The organism is Streptomyces sp. CS113, from assembly GCF_002188365.1.
Lineage (GTDB): Bacteria > Actinomycetota > Actinomycetes > Streptomycetales > Streptomycetaceae > Streptomyces > Streptomyces tendae.
On record NZ_KZ195574.1, the window covers coordinates 1 to 24,111 of the forward strand.

The 24,111-nt window shown below is 71.6% G+C and carries 8 protein-coding genes and 1 pseudogene; all 9 read right to left on the reverse strand.

The window, feature by feature from the left end; translation table 11 throughout:
* A partial coding sequence (locus B9W62_RS00005; RefSeq protein ID WP_256976120.1) for an AMP-binding protein occupies positions 1–859 on the reverse strand: 859 nt, incomplete at its 3' end.
* Between the two features lie 206 nt (positions 860–1,065).
* Positions 1,066–1,710 carry an FMN-binding negative transcriptional regulator gene (locus B9W62_RS00010; RefSeq protein ID WP_087803920.1) on the reverse strand — a complete coding sequence of 215 codons (645 nt, stop codon included), beginning with the start codon at positions 1,708–1,710 and terminating at the stop codon, positions 1,066–1,068.
* Between the two features lie 126 nt (positions 1,711–1,836).
* A complete protein-coding gene (locus tag B9W62_RS00015; protein WP_087803921.1) occupies positions 1,837–2,637 on the reverse strand; it encodes a dimethylarginine dimethylaminohydrolase family protein in 801 nt (266 codons plus the stop codon).
* A 179-nt stretch (positions 2,638–2,816) separates the two neighbouring features.
* Positions 2,817–3,602, reverse strand: a complete 786-nt coding sequence (locus B9W62_RS00020; RefSeq protein WP_087803923.1) for a thioesterase II family protein — start codon at positions 3,600–3,602, stop codon at positions 2,817–2,819.
* 124 nt (positions 3,603–3,726) lie between these two features.
* Positions 3,727–6,987, reverse strand: coding sequence for a non-ribosomal peptide synthetase (locus B9W62_RS00025; RefSeq protein WP_087803925.1), 3,261 nt, complete (start codon positions 6,985–6,987; stop codon positions 3,727–3,729).
* 40 nt (positions 6,988–7,027) lie between these two features.
* On the reverse strand, positions 7,028–8,581 hold the full coding sequence (locus B9W62_RS00030; protein ID WP_256976121.1) for an FAD-dependent monooxygenase: 1,554 nt from the start codon (positions 8,579–8,581) through the stop codon (positions 7,028–7,030).
* 180 nt (positions 8,582–8,761) lie between these two features.
* Positions 8,762–11,890 (reverse strand): type I polyketide synthase, encoded by a 3,129-nt coding sequence (locus B9W62_RS00035; protein WP_373433656.1) that lies wholly within the window; start codon positions 11,888–11,890, stop codon positions 8,762–8,764.
* A 1-nt stretch (position 11,891) separates the two neighbouring features.
* Entirely contained in the window at positions 11,892–18,461 is a 6,570-nt protein-coding gene (locus tag B9W62_RS00040; protein WP_087803931.1) for a type I polyketide synthase, read from the reverse strand.
* 9 nt (positions 18,462–18,470) lie between these two features.
* Positions 18,471–23,972: pseudogene (locus tag B9W62_RS00045) on the reverse strand (type I polyketide synthase); the annotation flags it as partial.
* Positions 23,973–24,111: the final 139 nt, after the last annotated feature.

The window sequence follows — 24,111 nt, forward strand, 5'->3', positions numbered from 1 at the left end:
GCGCCTGACCGTCCGCGGCGGCACGGGCACACAGTTCGTAGGCGAAGCTCGGTGCCGCGGCATGGGTGCCTCCGAACCGGGCCATGGCCTCCAGCCATCGCGCCGGCCGTCGGATGAACGCCTCCGGCGCCATGAGGTACGAGGGGATGCCCGCCCACAACGGCAGCACCACACCGAAAAGCATGCCCATGTCGTGGAAGAGGGGCAGCCAGTTCACCACCGTGCCGGCGGGCTCGCACGGCCACAACGCGTCCGTCTCCGCCACGTTGGCCAGGAAGTTGGCATGGCTGACCATGACGCCTTTGGGCGCTCCGGTCGAACCGGACGTGTACTGGAGCAGCGCGACGTCCTCGGGCCCGGGCGGGGCCGGAAGGCTCTCCTCGGCGTTCGCCAGATCGAGGTCGTCGGTGGGCAGCAGAGACAGGCCGCTGAGCGCGGGCATGTCGCCGAAACGCTCCTGGAGGTCGCGGGCGACCTCCGACGTGGTGAGTACGGTCGTGGTTCTCGCATCATCGGCGATCCGACGCAGTCGCAACACGTCGTCCCGGCTGCGCGGCACCTGTACCGGAGCGCCGGCGACGCGTCCGAGCATGCCCCCCAGCAGCGTTTGTACGAACTCCAGTCCCGACGGGTACAGCAGCACGGCGTTCCGCCCCGACAGCCCGGCTGCGGCGAACGCTCCGGCTCGCACGCAGGCGGCGTCGTGGAGTCCCTGGTAGGTCAGCGACTCCTGTGGTTCCTCGCCGCTCCGGAGGAAGACATAGGCGGTCTCGTCGGGCTGCTTCTCACCGCGCAATCGCAGCATGTCCACAAAAGTGGATTTCTCGTCCGAGTTCGGAAGGAATCCGAAATTGACCATACTCATGACTCCTGTCGGGCTCCTGGCGTGGGCAGATCACGAGAGTGCGGGAGGTGGACGGCGGGTCCGGCTTCGGAGCGAGATCCGCCGCCGGCCCGGCGTCCGGTTCTCGGCTGTCCACCGCTTCACGCGGCCGGAAAGGTCGGGACGGCCCGAGGGCCAGCGGCTCGGGGAGGGGCCCCGTGCGCTTCGCCCGTCCTGTCGGCTCAGGGCAGGCGGCTCATGAGGTCCGCTGCCGCCTGATGCCGGCTGCACGGCCTGTCGGCGAAGGACTGTTGCACCCGGGCACGGACTTCGCCCTCCTGTTCCTGGCTGAGTTTGAACATGCCCTCGGCATCCGACACGGTGACGCGAAATGCCCCCACGCCCGGCAGAATACGCTCGAAGTATTCAACGGATTCGGCCATGTCCCATTCGGCGCCGAACCTCCCCTCGAATTCCCGGACCGTCGCCTTCACCACTTCCAGCGTCTCTTCCTCCGGCGGGATCTTTTCCAGCACACCGTGCACATGCACCGAGGTGAAGTCCCACGTCGGTGCCGCCGGAGTCGTCCGGTACACCGTCGGTGACACATAGGCGTGCGGTCCGACGAAGACGAGCAGTACCGGGTCCCCGTCCTCGAGTGCCGCCCAGTGGGGGTTCTGCACATTCATGTGCCCGAGGAGCAGGGTGCCCGAGAGGTCGTCGGTTCTCTCACCGTTCTGGTGCGGGTCGAGAATCACGGGCAGATGTGTGGCCCACGGGCCCTGCTCCGACGGCCCGTTGGACGTCAGCAAGGCCAGCGGACTGCGAGTGATCAGTTCGATCAGCCACGACGAGTCCGGTTCACGATATTGTTGTGGAACGAACACGAGAGCGTTCCTTTCCCGAGGAAATCCCTTTTCGGAAGGGTAGTTCGCCGATTCAGCCCAATGTTTTCCGCGTTCGCCGTTTCGCGCGGGCTCTTCGCGCGTCACCGCGCAGCCCCGCCGCCACGGTCATTCCGGGGCGCTGTTGTCCAGCGTCAGTGCCGTGCAGCGGACGCCACCGCCGCCCTTGCGCAGCTCGTCGGTGTCGAGTTCGACGACGGTCATCCCGCGTTCGCGCACCTTGGCGGCCAGGTCCGGAGCACCGCGCGTCATCGTGACGGTCCGCCCGTCGCTGATCAGGTTCAGGGCGAAGCGGGCGGCCTCGTCGACGGAGACCTCGATGATGTCCACATCGAGTGATCTCAGCGCGGCCATGCTGGGGCGGTCGAGCGCCTCGGGGCAGCAGGCCACAGTGTCGGGACCGATCACCCCCACCGCCAGGTCGAGGTCGTACCAGCGCTCGCTGCTGACCTGCAGGGGGACGACGTCAAACCCGTAGAGCTCGCCGAGCAGTCCAGGCACCCGGCGATCGGTCCGCTGTCCGTGGCCCACAAACAGGTGCCGGCCGCAGACCAGAGCGTCGCCCTGCCCGCTGAAATCGTACGGGCAGTCCAGGACCTCGAACTGGTGGTCCTTCAACCAGGACCGCACGTACGGGATTTCCGCGCTCCGCTCGACGGGCGGCACCCCGAGCACCGCGAGGCCGGAGGCGACGAACGCCATGTTCGCGGTGTAGACCATGTCCGGGCACTCGGGCGCCGACGGAATCCGGCGTACGGTGCGACCGGTCGTCCGGTGGGTCTCGGCGATGGCCTCGTGTTCCCGCCGCGCCCGGATCAGGTCGGGCTGGACGGCGACGTCCATGTACGGGTTGATGACGTAGTCGACGCGGAAGTACGTGGTGTCGCACATCAGCAGGTCGCGATTCATGGGATGTCTCCGATCGACGCGTCGAGTGCACTGCGGCACCGGCCAAGGGTGGTGGTGGCCAGGAGGCTGCGACAACGCGGCCGGCGGACCTCGGTGGAGCAGACGGCGCCGGGTTGCGCGGCGCTTCGGCCGGCGGGTACCGGCCCGACCGGCTGCTACGACGAGGCGTTCCGCCGCGGTCACCGGGCGGGGCGGCCCGCGCCCCAGTCGGAGTGCGGGATGGACCGGTCGGCCTCAACGGTCTCGACATCCCGTAGTCGGCGGACGACCTCCGCGATCACCTGCTCGGGCGACTCGTCGATGAAGAAGTGACCGCCGGGAAGCACGCGGACAACGGTGGCCGCGGTCGAGTACACCCTCCAGCCGGCCAGCCGGGAGATCGGCACCTCGCTGTCGCTGTCGCCGCCGAGTACGGTGATCGGCGCCGAGACGGGCCGGCCACCGCGCCGGCACAGCTGTCCGGCGACCGCGAAGTCGGCGCGCAGGACGGGCATGAACATAGCCATCAAGTCGTCGTTCTCGAGAACCGCCGGCGGTGTTCCGGCGAGTCCCCGCAGCCGGGCCCGGAACTCGGCGTCCGGGAGCAGCCAGTCCGCCGGACCCGACGCACCGGGACCCGACACACCGGGGCCGGGGGCACCGGCGCCCGACACGAACAGCGCGGCCGCCGGCACACCGTGGCGGTGTTGCAGGACGCGGGCGGCCTCCATGGCGAGCATGGCCCCCAGACTGTGGCCGAACAGCGCGAACGGGGTCTCCCGCCAGGGGAGGATCTGCCGCACCACGCCGGCGACGAGCGCGTCGGCCAGCGGAACGGGGCTCTCACTCATGCGGCTGCCCCGGCCGGGCAGCTCCACGGGCACGATCTCGACCCGGCCGCGGGTCAGGCCCGGCAGGCGGCCCCGCCATCCGGCGTAGATCCGTTCGGCCGATCCGCCCGCGTAGGGAAGGCAGTAGAGACGCATCCGGGTCACCCCCTCCGCCGGTGTCGGGCGACCGCGGCGGGGCCGGCCCGCCGGGTGCCGTGGTGGGCTGTCCCGCCGGCGAGACGCGGGGGCGCGTCGGCCGCCCGGGCGGGGGCCATGTGGTTCACAGGGCCTGCCCGCCCTTCGTTCTCCTGCGCAGGGCGGGCCTGCTGGACCGGGAGAGGTCGTCCCACATGTCCGACAGACCGGTGACCGTGCGCGCCGCGAAGAGCGTGCGGATGGACACTTCGAGGTTCAGTTGCGTACGGATCAGGCCGACCAGTCTGATCGCCCGCAGTGAGTTCCCGCCGAGGTCGAAGAAGTCGTCGTCGATGCCCACCCGTTCCAGCTCCAGCACCTCGGCGAACGCCTCGGTGAGGATGCGCTCGGTGTCGTTGCGCGGGGCCCGGTAGGGGCCGTCCCCGAACTCGGGCTTCGGCAGTGCCGCCCGGTCCACCCGCCCGCCGGGAGTCACCGGCAGCCGCTCCAGCACGACGAACACCGAAGGCACCGCGGATTCGGGCAACCGGCCCGCCGTGAACCGGCGCAGCTCGCCCTCGGAGAGGCCGGCCCGGTGGTCGCGCGCGCCGTCGCCGCCGACGACCCGGCCGCCCACCGGGACCACGTACGCCACCAGGCGTTGCTGTCCGGCGTCGTCCTCCCTGACGACCACCACCGACTGCGCGAGTCCGGGGTGTTCGGACAGCACCTCCTCGGCCGCGGCCGGGTCGGTCCAGGAGTCGCGTACCCGCATCTCGGTGCCGACCCTGCCCACGTACTCGATCCGGCCGTCGGTGCCCCACCGGACCCGGTCGCCGGTCCGGTACATGAGTGACCCGCCGGGCCCGAACGGGCAGGGGACGAAGCGCTGCGCGGTGCTTCCGGGACGGCCGCGGTATCCGCGTGCGACGCCGGGCCCGGCCACGTACAGTTCGCCGACCCCGCCGGGGGTGGAGACCGGTGCCAGTCCGGGGCCGAGCACGAACAGGGTGGTGTTGTCCACCGGTCGGCCGAGTGCCTCCGTGTAGTGGGCAGGCTCGTCCGAGGCCAGCCGGTCGCCTGCGGCGAGCACCGTCGTCTCCGTCGGACCGTGGCCCACGACGATCGTCAGCTCGGGGCGGGCCAGCCGCAACCGTCGCACCGCGGCCGCCGACACCCGCTCGCCGCCGGTCCACACCTCGCGCAGGCCGGCCACTGCTTCCGGGTGTTCCGAGGCGATCGTCGAGAACAGTCCCGGTGGCAGCCACACCGTGGAGACCGCATGCGTGTCCCGGGCCTCGTTCAACGTGTCGATGTCCAGCTCTCCCTGGGGGGCCACGACGACCGTGCCGCCGGCCAGCAGGGGTGCCCACAGTTCGAGAGGGAGGACGTCATGGGTGTGCGGTGTGTGCCACAGCACGGCACCGCGGGCACCGGCCTGCCAGCGGCGGTCGGTGACCAACCGACGCAGGTTGCGGTGGGTCACGGCGACTCCGGTGACCGGGAGACCCGGTTCGCTGCCGTACATCACGGCCGCCAGGCTGTCCGCACTCCGTGGCTCGGCGGCGTCCTCGTCCGCGCCGTCCGACGGGATCTCGTCGAGGAGGAACAGCGGAACGTCCGGTTCTGGGGCGCGTGCCTTGGCCGTGGCCGCGTCGGTGAGCCACAGGCGTACCGCACTGTCGCGCATCACGGAGCCGGTGCGCTCCGCCGGGAGGGCGGCGTCGACCGCCAGGTAGGCCCCGCCGGCCTTCATGACGGCCAGCAGGGCGACGACCAGGTCGGCCGATCGCGGCAGGGCTACGGCCACGACGCCCTCGGGTCCGACGCCCCGGCGCCGCAGCGCCTCGGCCAGCCGGCTCGATCGCTCGTCCAGTGCCTGGTAGGAGACCGCCGAGTCCCCGCAGACCACGGCGTCGGCGTCGGGGGTCCGCTGCGCCTGTTGGGTGAACAGCTCGTCGAGTGTCGCGTCCGCCTGCGGCGTTTCGACGTGGTGCGGCGGGGTCAGGAGCCGGTCGCGTTCGGCGCCGCTCACGATGTCCAGGGCGCCGACGGGCAGCTGCGGTCCCCCGGCGACCGCCGCGCGGATGAACGAGATCAGTTCGGTGCCGATGATCCGCAGCTCGGCGGCCGAGTACAGGTCCGGGGGCGCCTCGAACCGGATGAACAGGTCGCTGTCGGCACGCCCGTCGGTGTAGACGCCGATCTGGAGATCGTTGAACGCGCCGGTCGTCGCGCCGATGTGGTGGGCCCTGAGCCCGGCGAAGTCGAGTTCCTCCATGCCTTCGATGATGTTGATGGCGGCACCGAAACTGCTGCGCTCGCTCAGCTCGGACTCGCTCACCTCGACGATGTCGGAGTAGTGGCAGGCGGTGTGGCCGAAGATGCGGTACGTCTCGTCCACCACCGCGTCGGCGATCTCGGCGAAGGTCGCGCCGAGCGGGACCCGCATCCGCACCGGCACCACGTTCACCGCGAGCCCCGGGACCGTGCTCGACGTCCCCGACCGGTTGGCGGCGACGAGCGAGAAGAGGAAGTCGGGGCGGTCGCAGCGGTGGCGGAAGTACACCGCCGCCGCCGCGGCCACGAACGACGACATCCACACGCCCATGGATTTCGCGGACTCGGTCCATTGCCGCGCCTCGTCGTGCGCGACGGTCAGCGTCCGGCTCACCATGCCGATGGACTCGGCGAGCCGCGACCAGCGATCGGCGGGACCGACCGGTTCGCTGAGCGCGGACCGCGTCGCGTCGGACATCGTGACACGGGGGATCTGCGCGGGCGTGGGCGCCTTCGCCAGGTAGGTGCGCCAGAACTCCGCGTCGGCGGCGAACTCCGCGGAGCCGCGGTACCGCACGGCGTCGGCCGTGAACGGCTCGACAGCCCACGGCTGCGGCAGGGGCGGCACCGGCGAACCCGCCGTCAGGGCGGTGTAGACCTCGGCCAGGCGGCGCGACAGCATGCCGCCCGCCCCGTAGCCGTCGGAGACGAGGTGGTGGTAGATGACCACTACGAGACAGCGGTCCGGCGCGAGTGTGACCACTCCCATCCGAAGGAGCAGGTCGTGCTCGAGGTCGAACGGCTTGCCCACCATCCTGCCCAGCTCGTCGAGCGCCGCCCGCTCGCTGTCGGCCGCGTCGCTGACGTCCAGGAAGAACGGACTCCAGTCACCCAGTTCGCGGACGGCGAGGCGCAGTCCGTCGTCGTCACCGTCGGTGAAGGTGACCCGGAGCACCTCCGCCTCGTCCAGCACGTACCGGAACGTGTCGGCCATGACGGCCGTGTCCAGTCGGCCGCCCACATCCCACATGAACATCGCGTGGTTCAGCGTTGCGGGGACCATTTTCTGGGCCAGCCACAATCCCCTGTGCGCAGACGACGCGTCGAACATCCGCACGCGGATCATCCCTTCGGCTAAAGATCGGAGAACCGGACGAACTCGCGGCTCAGGTCAGTGCTGTTGGAGGCACGGCGCCCGCCCGGCCATCCCGCCGGGCGGCGCCGAACCAGGTCGTCAGAGCGGTCCTGAGCGCGGCGACGTCCGGCGCCCCGCCCACGGGGGCCACCCAGGCGACGTGGCCGTCGGGCCGGATGAGAAGCGCGTCGGGCACCGGGACTTCCCCGGCGTCCCGCACGAGCCACGTCTCGTCCTCGGCGCGAGCCGCGACAACGTCGACGCGATCGGCCCAGCCGTCGGCGACGGCCGCCGCCTCGGGACCGCCTCGCAGATCGAGCAGCACCGGGCGGGCCCGATGCAGCAGTTCGTACACGTGTGTGGCGCCGGCCGGCGTCTTGAGGTCGGCGTCGGGGACCCGCCTGCCGGTCAGCGGGTGGTCGCCGCCGACCGGGTACCGGATGTCCAGCCCGGTGATCATGCCGATCAGCCGCCGGTTGACCTCGTCGATCACGATGAGGGAGCCGAACACGTCGCGCAGCGCGTCGATGTCGGCGCCGGGACGAGCCAGCGCCGACTGCGCCCGCGTGTTGTGCAGCAGCCGCTCGCCGACCGGGTGACGCTCGGTGTGGTACGTGTCCAGGAGGTCCTCGTCCGCCTCGCCGCGCAGCACCGAGGCGAGCTTCCAGCCCAGGTTGACCGCGTCCTGGACGCCCACGTTCAGCCCTTGTCCGCCGGCTGGGAAGTGGATGTGCGCCGCGTCGCCCGCGAGCATCACCCGGCCGTCGCGGTAGCGGGAAGCCTGCCGCGCGGCGTCGCCGAACCGGGAGACCCAGCGTGGGCTGTGCATGCCCCAGTCCGTGCCGGCGAGCCTGATCAGTGATTCCCTGAGCTGCTCGAACGTCACGGGGGCGTCGCGGCCCGCGACATAGTGGTACTCGGAGGTCATCACCCGGAAGAAGCCGGGTTCGAGCGGCAGCACCGAGAAGTGGCCGCCGGGACAGCGGCGGCCGAAGATGTAGTCCTCCTCCAGGGAGGTGAACTCGACGTCGCCGAGCAGCGCCGTCATGGTCGCCGGAGTGCCGGGGAAGGTGATCCCCGACAGCTTGCGCACCGCGCTGCGTCCGCCGTCGCACCCCACAAGGTAGGGGGCGGTCAGCGTGGTGGTTTCCGCCTCGCCCGTGCTCAGCTCGACCGTCACTCCGGTCTCGTCCTGGCGCAGCCCGGTCACCTCGGAGGACCAGCGCACCCGTACGCCGAGTTCGGCGGCCCACTCCTCCAGCAGTCGCTCGACGACGGACTGCACGATCATCAGCGGTCTGGGGTGGCGCGACTCGGGCTCGTCGAAGTCGAGCCACAGCCCGGAGAAGTGGCCCACCGCGTGGAGTTCGCCGAGCGCCAGGAAGCGGTCCAGGACGCCGCGCTGGTCCAGCACCTCCAGTGTGCGGGCGTGCAGGCCGCCGGCCCGCGACTCGTCCGCCCGGTGTGCGAGCCGGTCGACGACGACCACGTCGACACCTGCCAGCCGCAGCTCGCAGGCGAGCATCATGCCGGTGGGCCCGGCGCCCGCGATCACCACGTCCGTGTCCATGCCGCTGCGTCCCACGTCGCTTCCCCATTCCCCTGCGCCGACGGACCTCTCACTCCCACGTTCACGCAGCGGGCCGAGCGGTTCAAGACAACCGAACACCGCGGCAGGCGGCGTGCGTTCGGGGTTGCGCATGTCCCGCCGGCGGGACAGCTGCCCGGCGTCGCGGGTGGCCAGGAGGCCGGGGACGTGCCGGATTTAGCTCGGGGCGCCGTCGCTCATGGCGGCGAGGACGTGCCGGGCGAGCTGCCTGGGGGACGGGTGCAGCAACGCCACGTTGGCCCGGAGTCCGAGTCCGGTCGTGTCGTTCAGGCGCTTACTCAGCTCCAGCGACGCCAGCGAGTTGAACCCGATCTCGGCGAACACCTGGTCGGGGTCGATGATCTCGCCGGACGGGTGGCCGAGTACGACGGCGACGACCTCGCGCACGTACGCCAGCACCCGTGCCTCGGCGGCCTCGGCGGAGAGGGTGGGCAGCTCGGCCGCGAGGGTGACGGCATCGGGTGCGCCCTCGTCCGGCTCCGCCGGGGGCGTCTCGACCGCCGCCGCCGTGTGCGAGGAGTTCAGCCAGTACCGCTGCCGCTGGAACGCGTACGTGGGGAGATCCACTCGCCGACGCTCCCCGGAGAGGGCGTGCCAGTCGACGGCCCCGCCCCGCACGTGCAGCTGCGCCAGCGATCCGACGACGGACTCGACCGCGCCACGGTCCCGCCGCGACGACGACAGGACGAGTGCGTCGTCGATGTCCTCGCCCTCGACCGTCTCCTGCACCGGGTGGGTCAGCACGGGGTGCGGGCTCATTTCGATGAAGACCCGGAAGCCGTCGTCGAGCAGGCGCCGCACGGAGGGGGCGAACAGGACCTGCCGGCGCAGGTTTTCGTACCAGTAGGTGCCGTCCATGCCGGCGGTGTCGATGGGTTCGCCGGTCAGAGTCGAGTACAGGGGCAGGTCCGACGTTCTCGGACGGACATCGGCCAGTGGGCGGATCACCTGGTCGCGGACCCGGCTCACCTGGTGCGAATGAGAGGCGTACGACACCGATATCCGCCGGGCCTGGGCGCCTTCGGCCCGCGCCTTCTCGACGAACTCGTCGAGTGCCTCCGGTTCTCCGGAGATCACCACCGATCCGGGCCCGTTGACGACGGCGACGCTCAATCGGTCCTTCCAGGGGGCGATACCGGCCTCGACGAGGTCCACGGGCTGAGCGACGGACGCCATCCCGCCGTGCCCGATCAGGTCCACCAGTGCTTTGCTGCGCAGCGCCACGACCCGCGTCGCGTCACGCAACGACAGTGCCCCGCACACGTATGCGGCGGCTATCTCGCCCTGACTGTGGCCCGTCACAGCGGCCGGTTCCACACCCCAGGACCGCCACAACGCGGCGAGCGAGACCATCACGGAGAACAGCGCGGGCTGGACCACGTCCACCCGGTCCAGCGCGGGAGCTCCTTCGACGCCGCACACGACGTCGAGCAGCGGCCAGTCGGTCCATTCACGCAGCGCGGCCGCGCACTCGTCGATGCTGTGCGCGAAGACGGGGAAGGTCTCGTAGAGCTCCCGGCCCATCCCCGCCCACTGCGAGCCCTGGCCGGGAAACACGAAGACCACGCCCCCCGGATCGCTTGCCGCTCCGCGCACCACGCGCGCCGATTCCGTACCGGCGGCCAGGGCTTCCAGACCGTCGAGCAGTTCCTTGCGGCCACGCCCCAGCACCACCGCCCGATGCTCGAAACACGACCGCCCCGACACCAACGACCACCCCACATCAGCCACATCGACACCCGCATCACCCGCCACCCGCACACGCAGCCTCTCCGCCTGTGCGCGCAACGCCGCCTGCGACCGCCCCGACACCACCCACGGCACCACCCCACCCACCACCGACCCCAACCCCGACCCCGACTCCCCCGAAACCACAGCCGGAGACCGAACCGGCGCCTCCTCCACAATCACATGCGCATTCGTGCCACTCACCCCGAACGACGACACACCCGCCCGACGAGGACCCCCCGAACGCACCCACTCCCGCCCCTCCACCAACAACTCCACCCCACCCGACGACCAGTCCACATGCCGCGACGGCCGATCCACATGCAACGACCCCGGCACAAACCCATGCCGCATCGCCATCACCATCTTGATCACACCACCCACACCCGCAGCCGCCTGAGCATGACCGATGTTCGACTTCAACGACCCCAACCACAACGCACGACCACCCACCCGCTCCCGCCCATACGTCGCAAGCAACGCCTCCGCCTCGATCGGATCACCCAACCTCGTCCCCGTCCCATGCGCCTCCACCACATCCACATCCGACGGCCCCAACCCCGCATCCGCCAACGCCGCCCGAATCACCCCCTGCTGCGCCGGACCACTCGGCGCCGTCAACCCATTCGACGCACCATCCTGATTCACCGCCGAACCCCGGACGACGGCGAGCACCGGGTGCCCGTTGCGGTGGGCGTCGCCGAGCCGCTCCAGCAGCAGCACACCCACCCCTTCGGCCCAGCCGGTCCCGTCGGCTCCGTCCGCGAAGGACTTGCACCGGCCGTCCGCGGACAACGCGCGCTGCCGGGAGAACTCCACGAAGATCTCGTTCGTCGCCATCACCAACGCGCCGCCGGCCAGCGCGAGCGAGGACTCCCCCGCCCGCAGTGACCGTACGGCCAGGTGCAGGGCGACCAGCGACGACGAGCACGCGGTGTCCACCGACATCGCCGGTCCGGTGAGCCCGAGATGGTAGGCCACCCGGCCGGAGGCCACGCTCAACGCGCTGCCCTGCATCAGGTAGCCCTCAAGCTCGTTCTTCTCGCCCTCCAGGAACCGCGCCCCGTATTCGGACGAACTCATTCCGGTGAATACGCCGATCTTGGAACCCTGCACGTCGGCGGGGACGACGCCGGCCCGTTCGAAGACCTCCCACGACGTCTCGAGCAGCAGGCGCTGCTGCGGGTCCATCGCGAGCGCCTCCCGGGGACCGATGCCGAAGAACTCCGGGTCGAAGGCGTCCGCGTCGGTCAGGAACCCGCCGTGCCGCACATACGAGCCGCCGATGGCCTCCGGATCGGGGTCGTACACGTCGCGCCACCCGCGGTCCTGCGGGAACTCGCCCACCGCGTCCACTCCCGCGCGCACCATCTCCCACAGTTGTTCGGGCGATGTCACACCGCCGGGGTAGCGGCACGCCATGGCCACCACGGCGATCGGCTCGGAGCGCTCCGCCTTCAGGGCCTCATTCTCCTGCCTGAGCCGGTCGCGCTCCGCCAGAACCACGCGCAGCGCCCGCTCGACCCGGTCCGCGGCACGATTGGTGGCATCACTCATGTCACTCATCCCTCTCGTTCAGAGCCAGGTCGACCAGTGCGTCCAGGTCCAGGGCGGTCAGTTCGACCGTGTCTCCGGCCGCGTCCGGGGCCCGGTCGTCGGCGGCGGGTCGGGACGGGTCGGCACACGCCAGGATCAGGTCCAGCAGTCCCGCGCCGCGCAGCCTGTCGATCGGGACGCTGCGCAGTACCGCACGTATCTCCTCGTCGTCCGTGTCACCGGGACCCGTGGCCGGACGGAGCTGCTCCAGCAGGTACTGCGCCATCTCACGTGGTGTCGGGTGGTTGAAGACCAGGGTGGACGGCAGGCGCAGCCCGGTGGCCGAGGCAAGCCGGTTGCACAGTTCGACGGCGGTGAGCGAGTCGAAGCCGAGGTGCGTGAATGCCTGGTCCATGTCGACGGCCGCACCCGCCGGGTGTCCGAGCACGACGGTCACCTGTTCGCGAAGCAGGGCGAGTACGGCCGTCTCGGCCTCCTCGCCGGACAGCTCGGTCAGCCCGGCGGACAGGCCGAGCGGGCCACCGGTGTGCGCGCCGGCCGCGTCGCGGCGCGGACGACCGCCGTCGACGAGATCGCGCAGCAGCGCCGGCAGTTCGTCACCCGTCCTGGCGCGCAGCGCGGGGATGTCCATGCGGGCCGGAAGGAGTACCGGCTTGCCGGCCGCGCGTGCGGCGTCGAAGAGGGCCAGCGCTTCGTCGGTCGGCATCTCGGCGATGCCCAGTCGGCGGGCCCGGGAGACGTCGGCGCTGTTCAGGTCCTCGGTCATGCCGGTGCGCTGCTCCCACCAGCCCCAGCACAGTGAGGCACCCACCTGGCCGGCCGCCCGGCGCTGCGCCGCCAGGCCGTCCAGGAACGCGTTGGCAGCGGCGTAGTTGGCCTGTCCTGCGGTGCCCAGCGTGCCGGCGAGCGCGGAGAACAGGACGAACGCGGAGAGGTTGTGGCCCCGGGTCAGTTCGTGCAGGTTGATCGCACCGCCGGCCTTGGCGCGCAGCACCCGTTCGAGGCTCTCCCCGGTCAGCGACTCGACGGTGCCGTCATCGAGTCCGCCCGCCGCGTGCACGACCGCCGTCAGCGGGTACTCGGGGGGCATGTCCGCGAGCACGTCCGCCAGCGCCGCCCGGTCCGCGACGTCGCAGGCCACGGCCCTGACGAGCGCACCCGCCCGGGTCAGCTCGGCGACGAGACCGGCGGCACCGGGGGCCGCCGCTCCCCGGCGGCTCGCCAGCACCAGGCTTCGTACACCATGCTCGGTGACGAGGTGCCGTGCGACGAGCGAGCCGACGCCCCCCGTGCCGCCGGTGACCAGTACCGTCCCGCCGCCGAAGCCGTCGCCCATCTCAAGGACCAGCTTCCCGGTGTGCCGCCCCTGGCTCATCTCGCGGAACGCCTTGCGCGCGTCGCGGATGTTCCACAGGGTGATCGGGAGGCGCGACACCCGCCCGTCGGCGAACAGCTCCATGACGGCCAGGAAGATCTCGTGGAGCGCGTCGAGGCCTGCCTCGTAGAGGTCGAATGCCTGGTAGACCACTCCCGGGTGGCTCGCGGCGACCTGCTGGGGGTCGCGGATGTCGGTCTTGCCCATCTCGATGAAGTCGCCGCCCGACGGCAACAGCGTCATCGAGGCGTCGACGAACTCGTGCGTGAGGGAGTTCAGCACGACGTCGACACCGCAGCCGTCCGACGTGTCCAGGAACTTATCGGCGAATTCCAGGTCGCGGGACGATGCCAGGTGCTCGTCGTCGAGACCCAGCGCGCGCAGGGTCGGCCACTTGGCCGGACTCGCGGTGGCGTAGACCTCGGCGCCGATGTGCCGGGCGAGGTGCACGGCGGCCATGCCGACGCCTCCCGCGGCGGCGTGGATGAGTATCCGTTGGCCCTTCTCCAGCTTCGCCAGGTGGAAGAGCGCGTAGTGGGCGGTGATGTAGGCACCGGGTACGGAGGCGGCCTCGGCGTAGCTCCACCCGTCGGGAACGGGCATGAGCATGCGCTGATCCGCCACGGCCACAGGACCGAAGGCGCCGGAGAAGCTGCCCATCACCCGGTCGCCCGGCGCGAACCGCGTCACGTCGGGGGCGACCTCCGTCACCGTTCCGGCGCCCTCACTGCCGAGCCCGTCGTCGATGGCCGTGCGCTCCACCAGCCCCAGGGCGATCGTGACGTCCCGGAAGTTGAGACCCGCGGCGTGCACGGCGACGCGTACCTGGCCGCTCCGCAAGGGTGCTGCCACCTCCGGGCAGGCCACCCACGTCACGTTCTCCAGCGTCCCGCGGACGGGGATGCCCAGCCGGTGCGCACCCGCCGCCGGCGGATCGATGCGGTGGGACGCGGGACCGCTCTGCACCATCCGGGGGGCGAGCAACGCCCCTTTACGTAGGGCGAGTTGACTCTCGTCTGCGACGAGGGCGTCCGGCAGGCGGGCCCAGGACGACTCCTCGTCGTCGATGTCCAGCAGCCGGAACCTGCCGGGGTGCTCGCTCTGCGCGGACCGGATCAGGCCCCACACCGAGGCGCCGGGGAGGCTGTCGACGCCTTCCCCGTCGGTGTCGACGGCCCGACGGGTGAGCACCACCAGCGTGGTGTCCGCCAGCCGCTCCTCGCCGAGGAACCGCTGCACCTGGTCCAGGACGCGGGCGCCGGTGCCCTGTACCGCGGTGAGCAGACCGGTGTTGGTGTTCACGAGGTCGTCCAGGCACAGCACGAGGTCACGGGGTGGTTCTTGCCGCAGGACGTCTTCGACGGACGGGTGGAACACGATGCCGTCGAAGACGTCGGCCAGGCGCGAGGCGGCGCCCCGCTCCTCGCCGAGAACGCGGCACGGGCGGCGGTCGGTCTCCCGCCCGCTCGCCCGGAGCGGGCGCCACGCCAGCTCGAACAGCGATCGCTCAGGCCCGCCGCGCACCGTGCGCAGGTGCTCGGAGCTCACCGGCCGGAACGCCAGGGCGCCGACGCGGGCGACGTCGTGGCCCTGCTCGTCGGCGATCGTCACGGACACGACGCCGTCGTCACCGGCGGGCGAGATCCGCAGTCGCACGCTCGGACCGCACTCCCCGACCAGGTCCACCTCGGACCACGAGAAGGGCAGCCAGCTCTGTCCCGCGGCCACATCGAGGCCGCCACCGGCCACCACCGCGTGCAGTGCGGCGTCGATCAGTGCCGGATGCAGGGCGAATCGGCCGCCGGCCGCGCCGTCGGCGGCGGGGGGCAGCGCGGCCAGGGCGAAGAGGTCGCCGCCGCGGCGCCACACGTCCCTCAGCCCGCGGAAGGCGGGACCGTACTCGAAGCCGAGGTCTGCGAAGCGTTCATAGAGATCGCCGATGCCGAGCCGCTCGGCCCCGGCCGGCGGCCACTCGGCGAGCGCGGGTGTCCGGTCGGTCCTCCCGGCCGTCCGCGGCATCAGGGTCCCGGTCGCGTGCCTGGTCCAGCCGTCCGCCGTCCCCTCGACCTCGTCGGGACGTGAGTACACGTCGACGGAGCGGTGGCTCCCCTCGTCCGCCGCGCCGACGACCACCCGTACCCGCACGCCGCCGGAGTCCGGAACGACCAGGGGGACCTCCAGGGTGAGCTCCTCGACGGCGGCGCATCCGACCGCGGCGCCGACGGACAGCGCCATGTCCAGGTGGGCCGTCGCCGGCAGGACGGCCGAGCCGAACACCAGGTGATCGGCCAGCCAGTCGTGGGTGTGCAGGGACCACCGGCCGGTGAACACCACCTCGCCGGTGCTCGGGTGGTCCACCGCGGCGCCGAGCAGCGGGTGTCCCGGGGCCGACAACCCCACCGAGGTCACGGTCCCGGCGTCCGTCCCGGCGAGGAAGTCCAGCCAGTACCGCTCCCGCTGGAAGGCGTAGGTCGGGAGGTCCACCTGCTGCCGCGCCCCGATCAGGGCTCCCCAGTCCACGGTCCCGCTCCGGACGTGCAGCCGCGCCAGTGCGCCGAGCAGCGCCCGCACCGGGCCTCGGCCCTGCCGGGCGGGCGAGAGGACCAGCGCGCCGTCCACGCCCGCGGCGGTGAGAGCGTCCTCGGTGGTGCTCGCGAGTGCCGATCCCGGCCCGGCGTCGACGAAGACGGTCGCGCCCGCGGTACGGGCGCACTCCACCGCGTCGTGGAACCGGACGGGTTCGCGGACGTGGCGCACCCAGTGCTCGACGGAGGTCAGCTCCTCGATCGTGGCAGGGCGGCCCGTTCTGGTGGAGATGACGGGTATCACCATCTCGCCTGCCTGGAGCGGACCGAGCGTGTCGGCGAACTCGTCCAGGATCGGTTGCGTCAGAGGCGAGTGGAACGCGTGGTCGACCTTGAGCAGTTTCACGGGGGTGCCGAGGGCGACCAGCTGGTCCCGGAGTTCGTACACCTCGCCGCGGGCGCCCGAGACGACGACCGACTCCGGACCGTTGACCGCGGCGACGTCGACGTGTTCGTACGGGTGGAGCAGCCCTCGCACGGTGTCCTCGGCGGCGCGCACGGCCAGCATGGCGCCTCGCTCGGTGACCTTCTGCATGGCACGTCCGCGAGCGGCCACGAGCATCACCGCACCGTCCAGGTCGATCGCTCCCGACACGTGCGCGGCGGCGATCTCGCCGACGGAGTGACCGATCAGGTGGTTCGGTGGCGGGCAGTACCGCGCCATCAGCCGGTACTGGGCCACCTGGAGCGCGAACAGCGCCGGCTGCGCCATGTCGGTCCGGTCGGCCGGACTTTCCGCGTTGTCGTCGGCGAGCAGCAGGGGCTTCAGCTCGAACGGGAGCAGCGGATCGAGGCGTGCGCAGGTCTCGTCGATGCTGTGCGCGAAGACGGGGAAGGTCTCGTAGAGCTCCCGGCCCATCCCGATCCATCGGGGCCCTTGGCCCGGAAACACGAGTGCTGTGCTGCCGAGGCCGCCTGCCGCTCCGCGCACCACGCGCGCCGATTCCGTACCGGCGGCCAGGGCTTCCAGACCGTCGAGCAGTTCCTCCCGCCCACGCCCCAGCACCACCGCCCGATGCTCGAAACACGACCGCCCCGACACCAACGACCACCCCACATCAGCCACATCGACACCCGCATCACCCGCCACCCGCACACGCAGCCTCTCCGCCTGCGCACGCAACGCCGCCTGCGACCGCCCCGACACCACCCACGGCACCACCCCACCCACCACCGACCCCAACCCCGACCCCGACTCCCCCGAAACCACAGCCGGAGACCGAACCGGCGCCTCCTCCACAATCACATGCGCATTCGTGCCACTCACCCCGAACGACGACACACCCGCCCGACGAGGACCCCCCGAACGCACCCACTCCCGCCCCTCCACCAACAACTCCACCCCACCCGACGACCAGTCCACATGCCGCGACGGCCGATCCACATGCAACGACCCCGGCACAAACCCATGCCGCATCGCCATCACCATCTTGATCACACCACCCACACCCGCAGCCGCCTGAGCATGACCGATGTTCGACTTCAACGACCCCAACCACAACGCACGACCACCCACCCGCTCCCGCCCATACGTCGCAAGCAACGCCTCCGCCTCGATCGGATCACCCAACCTCGTCCCCGTCCCATGCGCCTCCACCACATCCACATCCGACGGCCCCAACCCCGCATCCGCCAACGCCGCCCGAATCACCCCCTGCTGCGCCGGACCACTCGGCGCCGTCAACCCATTCGACGCACCATCCTGATTCACCGCCGAACCCCGGATCACCCCCCACACACGACGCCCATGACGCAACGCGTCCGACAACCGCTCCAGCACCAGGACCCCGACACCCTCGGCCATGCCGGTGCCGTCCGCCGCGTCCGCGAACGACTTGCACCGGCCGTCCGGCGACAGACCCCGCTGCCGGGCACCCTCCCGGAGCACCTGGCTCGTCCCCATCACCGTGACCCCGCCGGCCAGCGCCAGTTCGCACTCCGAGGACCGCAGCGAGCGCACCGCCTGGTGCACGGCCACGAGCGACGACGAACACGCCGTGTCCACCGACACCGCGGGGCCTTCGAGCCCCAGTGCGTACGCCACCCGGCCGGACGCCACGCTCAGCAGCGAACCGGTCTGTCCGTAGCCGGAGATGGTTTCGGGGGTGAAGAAGTGATTCCCGTACCCGAAGTACGCCAGGCCCGTGAAGACCCCCGTGTTGCTGCCGTGCAGGGTCTGCGGGTCGATGCCGGCCCGTTCCAGGGACTCCCAGGAGACCTCCAGCATGAGCCGGTGCTGCGGATCGGCGGCCAGTGCCTCCCGCGGGCTGATGCCGAAGAACTCGGCGTCGAAGTCCCCCGCGTCGTACAGGAATCCGCCGGAGCGTGTGTAGCAGGTGTTGGGCCGGTCCGGGTCCGGGTCGTAGAGCGCTTCGAGGTCCCAGTACCGGTCCCGCGGGAGGTCCGACACCGCGTCCCCGCCGGTCCGCACCAGGTCCCACAGCTGTTCGGGGGAAGTCACCCCGCCCGGAAAGCGGCACGCGACACCCACGATCGCGACAGGCTCGGTCGCGGCGGCCTCCACTTCCCGCAGCCGTCGCCGGGTCTCGATCAGCTCCAGTGAGGTCCGCTTCAGATAGTCGAGAAGATCGGGGTTGTCGTCGTTCGTCATCGCTCTCCCCTAACCAAGCTCTTCGTCCAGTAGCGAAAGCAGCTCTCCGGCCGACGCCGAACCGATCCGGTCGGCGATGTCGACCGGTGACGTGTCGTCCTCCGCCGGACGCGTCGTCCGTGTCGTACGCACCAGGCCCGGCAGTTCGCGCAGCAGCGCGGAGACCGCGTCCTGGTCGTCGGCCGCGAGGTCTCCGAACGACGCCACCAGCCGGGCGCCCAGTCGCTCGATCTCCGTGGTCAGGACATCGGCGGGGGACTGCGCGGCAGCACCGGGGTCCGGCTCGATGGCCGCGGTCATGAACCCGGCGACCGCGCGCGGGTTCGGGTGGTCGAAGGCGAGCGTGGCCGGCAGCTTCATGCCGGTCACCGCGCTCAGGTTGTTCCGCAGCTCCAACGCCATCAGCGAGTCGACACCCAGCTCGCGGAAGGCCACGGCGGGACCGACCTGTGCGGTGTCGGCATGGCCGAGGACGATCGCGGTCTGCGCCACGACGGACTCGAGCAGCACCGCCTCCGCCTCCTGGGGCGGCAGCGACCGCAGCCGCCGGGCCAGTTCGGTGCCGGTCCCGTCCTGGTGCCGGGGGCCGGGGTCTCCGGCGGGTGCGCGGACCAGTCCGCGCAGCAGGGGTGATCCCGAGGGGCCCGCGCCCGCCGCCCCGGGTGCCGCGGCGTCCAGCCGTGCGGGCACCAGAACCGCTTCGTCCCGTGTGACCGCCGTGTCCAGGAGCGCGAGCCCCTGGCTCGTCGACAACGCCCGCACGCCTTGGCGTCGCAGGCGTACGACGTCCGCTTCCCCGATGTCAAGGCGCGACTCGCCCTCTTCCGCCCACAGGCCCCAGCAGAGCGAGCCTGCGGGCAGGCCGGCGCTCCGCCGGGCCTCCGCCAGCCCGTTGAGGAAGGCGTTGGCCGCCGCGTAGCCGGCCTGCCCCGCCGTCCCGAGCATGCTCGCGACCGAGGAGAACAGCACGAACGCGGAGAGGTCCAGATGCCGGGTCAGCGTGTGCAGGTGCCAGGCGCCGTGCGCCTTCGGCGCCAGCACCGATTCCACCCGGTCCTCCGTCAGCCCCTCGACGACCCCGTCGTCCAGTACGCCCGCGCAGTGGATCACCGCGGTCAGCGGGTATTCCTCCGGCACCGCGGCGATCAGCTCGGCGACGGACCGTCGGCTCGTGACGTCGCACGCCACGACCTCGACGTGCGCCCCCGCGGCGGTCAGCTCGTCGCGCAGCCGTGCCACCCCCGGCGCCGCGCCTCCTCGTCTGCCGGTCAGCATCAGCCGGCGCACCCCGTGCCGGGCGACGAGGTGCCGGGCCACGACGGCCCCCAGGCGTCCGGTGCCCCCGGTGATCAGCACGGTCCGGGATCCGGCGGCCCCCTCGAAGGGCTCCCGGCCGGCCGGTGCACCGTGGACGTGCGCCAGCCTCGGGGTCGTCACGCGCCCGGCCCGGATCTTCAGCTGGGGCTCTCCGGTCGCAACCGCCGCCCGGAGACACAGCCACGACTCGGGCCGGTCGTCGGTGTCCGCGAGGGTGAGCCGGTCCGGATTCTCGGTCTGCGCGCTGCGGACGAACCCCCAGACGGCGGTGGCCGCCGGGTCGGGAGCGGGAACCCGCTCGTCCTGGATCGCTCTCCGGGTCACCACGACGAGGCGCGAGCCGGCGAACCGGTCGTCCGCGAGCCAGCGCCGCGTCAGCCGCAGCACCCGGTGCAGGTTCCGCTCGACGGCGGCAGGGGTGTCGTCGTCACCCTCCTTGCGGGCGTCGAGGCCGGCGACGACGACGGGGGGCACCGGCCGGCCCGAGGCGGCGAGCTCGTCCAGGTCCGCGACGGCCACCACCTGCTGCCGCACGGCAGGGTCGAGCGTGTCGGGGTCTCCCAGTAGGCCGAACGGGCCCGTGGCCGCGTCGGGCGGGACCGTCAGGGGTTCCCATTCCACCCGGAACAGCGAGTCCTGGCGGTCGAAGCCCAGCTCGGACAGCTTCTCGGTGTCGGCGGGCCGCAGGTGCAGCTCGGACACGCCGCCGACGGGTGTCCCGGTCCGGTCCGCGACGGCCACCGACAGCGCGTTCTCCCCGGCGAGCGCGAGCCGGACACGCAGCGCCTGCGGCGCGGCCTTGGGCATCCGGATTCCCGTGCACCGGAACGGCAGCCGGCCCTCGGTCCGGGAGCCGTCGGCCGTGTCACCGACGCCGGCCGGGAGCAACGCAGCGTGCAGCAGCGCCGGGTGGATACGGAATCGGCCCCGGCCCGGGTGGTCGAGCGCGGGCAGTTCCACCTCGGCGAAGAGCGCGCCGTCGTGCCGCCACAGCGCCGTCAGACCGCGCAGCGCGGGCCCGTGGTCGTGCCCGAGCGCGGAGAGCCTGGTGTACGCGTCGTCGTACGGCACCTCGACCGCGCCCTCCGGCGGCCACGGCCGCAGGCCGTTCTCCACCGGTGGGCCTTCCGGGGCGAGCCCGACGAGCCCGACGGCGTTGCGCATCCATTGCGGCTCGCCGGCGTCCCGCGAGTGCACGCTCAGTACCCGGTCGCCGTCGACCATGACGCGGATCTCGCGGTCACCGGTCCGGGACAGCACCAGTGGGACGTCCAGCGTCAGCTCCTCGACAGCGTCGCACCCCACCTTCTCCGCCGCCCACAGGGCCATCTCCATCATCACCGTGCCCGGTACCAGCACCGCGCCGTGGACCACGTGGTCGGCGAGCCACGGCTGGCGCCTCAGCGACAGACGACCACCGCCCACCACGGTGGCGCGTCCCTCGTCGTCGGGCAGATCGATCACGGCATCGAGCAGCGGGTGGTCCGACGTGTTCTCGGCGTCGGTCTCCTTCGGCGTGTCCAGCCAGTAGCGCCGCCGTTGGAAGGCGTACGTGGGCAGATCGGTCCATGCGCCGTCGAGTCCGGGCAGCACCGGGTCCCACGACACCTCGACGCCCGCGACGAACGCCTCGGCCACCGAGCGGAGGAACCGGGCCGGTGCCCCGTCGTCGCGCCGCAGTGTGGACACGACCACCCTGGGGGGACCGGGGGTGGTGTCGATCATCTGCTGGACGTTCATCGTGAGCAGGGGGCGGGGGCTGACTTCGATGAACGCGCTGTTGCCCGCGTCGAGCAGACGCCGCATGCCGGCGTCGAACCGGACCGTCTCCCGCAGGTTCCGGAACCAGTAGCCGGCGTCCAGCCGTGCGGTGTCGACCAGTTCACCGGTCACCGTCGAGCAGAACGCCACCGGGGCGGACAGCGGGGTGGTCCCGGCCAGCTCGTGGCGGACCCGGTCCTCGAACCGGTCCATCATCGGCGAGTGTCCCGCGATCCCCTCCGACGGAATCCACCGGGCGCGAACGCCCTCGGACTCGCAGAGGGCAAGCAGTTCCCCGACCGCCGAGGCCTCACCGGAGACCGTCGTCGAGTACGGCCCGTTGACCGCGGCGACCGCGACGCGGGGCTCCAACGGTGCGAGCAGTTCCCGGACCCGGTCCTCGGGCGCCACGATTCCGGCCATGCCGCCGCCCGTGTCGCCGGCCTCGGCGAGCATCCGGTAGCGCAGGGCCACGATCTTGGCCGCGTCCTCCAGTGTCAGGGCACCGGCGACGCAGGCCGCCGCGATCTCGCCCTGGGAGTGGCCGATCACCGCGTCGGGCGTCACTCCGAACGAACGCCATACTGCGGCCAGCGACACCATCATCGCGAACAGCACCGGCGGGGTGACATCGGCCCGGTCCAGGTCCGCCGCGTCCGGACCGCCGCGGATGGTGTCGATCAGTGACCAGGTCACCCACGGCGCGAGCGCGTCCGCGCACTCGCGCATCCGGTCGGCGAACACCGGGGAGGAGTCGTACAGTTCCCGCCCCATTCCCAGCCACTGCGAGCCGTGGCCCGGGAACACGAACACCGTCCCCTTCAACGGGGTCGCGACCCCGCGGACGACGGCGGCAGGACTGTCGTCGTCCCCTGCGGCCACGGCGGTCAGACCGGCGAGCAGCCCGTCCCGGTCCGCGCCGAGGACCACCGAGCGGTGTTCGAACAGCGACCGGGTGGCCACCAGGGAGCTCGCGAACGCGGCGGCGGGGACGTCCGGGTTCGCGGCCACCTCGTCCCGCAGACGCAGTGCCTGTGCGCGCAACGCCGCCTGCGACCGCCCCGACACCACCCACGGCACCACCCCACCCACCACCGACCCCAACCCCGACCCCGGCTCCCCCGAAGCCACAGCCGGAGAGTGAACCGGCGCCTCCTCCAAAATCACATGCGCATTCGTGCCACTCACCCCGAACGACGACACACCCGCCCGACGAGGACCCCCCGAACGCACCCACTCCCGCCCCTCCACCAACAACTCCACCCCACCCGACGACCAGTCCACATGCCGCGACGGCCGATCCACATGCAACGACCCCGGCACAAACCCGTGCCGCATCGCCATCACCATCTTGATCACACCACCCACACCCGCAGCCGCCTGAGCATGACCGATGTTCGACTTCAACGACCCCAACCACAACGCACGACCACCCACCCGCTCCCGCCCATACGTCGCAAGCAACGCCTCCGCCTCGATCGGATCACCCAACCTCGTCCCCGTCCCATGCGCCTCCACCACATCCACATCCGACGGCCCCAACCCCGCATCCGCCAACGCCGCCCGAATCACCCCCTGCTGCGCCGGACCACTCGGCGCCGTCAACCCATTCGACGCACCATCCTGATTCACCGCCGAACCCCGGATCACCCCCCACACACGACGCCCATGACGCAACGCGTCCGACAACCGCTCCAACACCAGGACCCCGACACCCTCGCCCCAGCCGGTGCCGTCCGCCGCGTCCGCGAACGACTTGCACCGGCCGTCCGCCGACAGACCCCGCTGCCGGGCGACCTCCACGAACATCCCAGGGGTCGGCATGACGGACACCCCGCCGGCCAGCGCCAGTTCGCACTCCGAGGACCGCAGCGAGCGCACCGCCTGGTGCACGGCCACGAGCGACGACGAACACGCCGTGTCCACCGACACCGCGGGGCCTTCGAGCCCCAACACGTACGCCACCCGGCCCGACGCGACGCTGGTGTAGGTTCCCGTGACCCCGAACCCCTCGACCTCCCCGGCCGCCCCGCCGCCCAGCCGGGGACCGTAGTCGACCCCGTAGATCCCGGTGAACACCCCGGTCGCCGACCCGCGCAGCCCGGCCGGGTCGATCCCGGCCCGTTCCAGCGCCTCCCAGGAGGTCTCCAGCATCAGCCGCTGCTGCGGGTCCATCGCCAACGCCTCGCGCGGGCTGATCCCGAAGAACTCCGCGTCGAAGTCCGCGACATCGGTGAGGAACCCGCCCTTGCGCGTGTAGGTCTTCCCCTGCGCCTCGGGGTCCGGGTCGTACAGGGCCTCGACGTCCCACCCGCGATCCTGCGGGAAGTCACCGATCGCGTCCACGCCCTCCGACACCAGGTCCCACAGCTGTTCGGGCGAGGCCACCCCGCCCGGGAAGCGACACCCCACACCCACCACGGCCACGGGGTCGCGTCCGGATTCCTCGAGCACCCGGACCCGTTCACGCAGTGCCTGTGCGTCGCCGACGGCGCGTCGCAGATAGGACCTGAGCTTGTCGACGTCCTTCACGATGGCGTCCCCCAGTTGTCGAACACGATGGCCTCCCGAC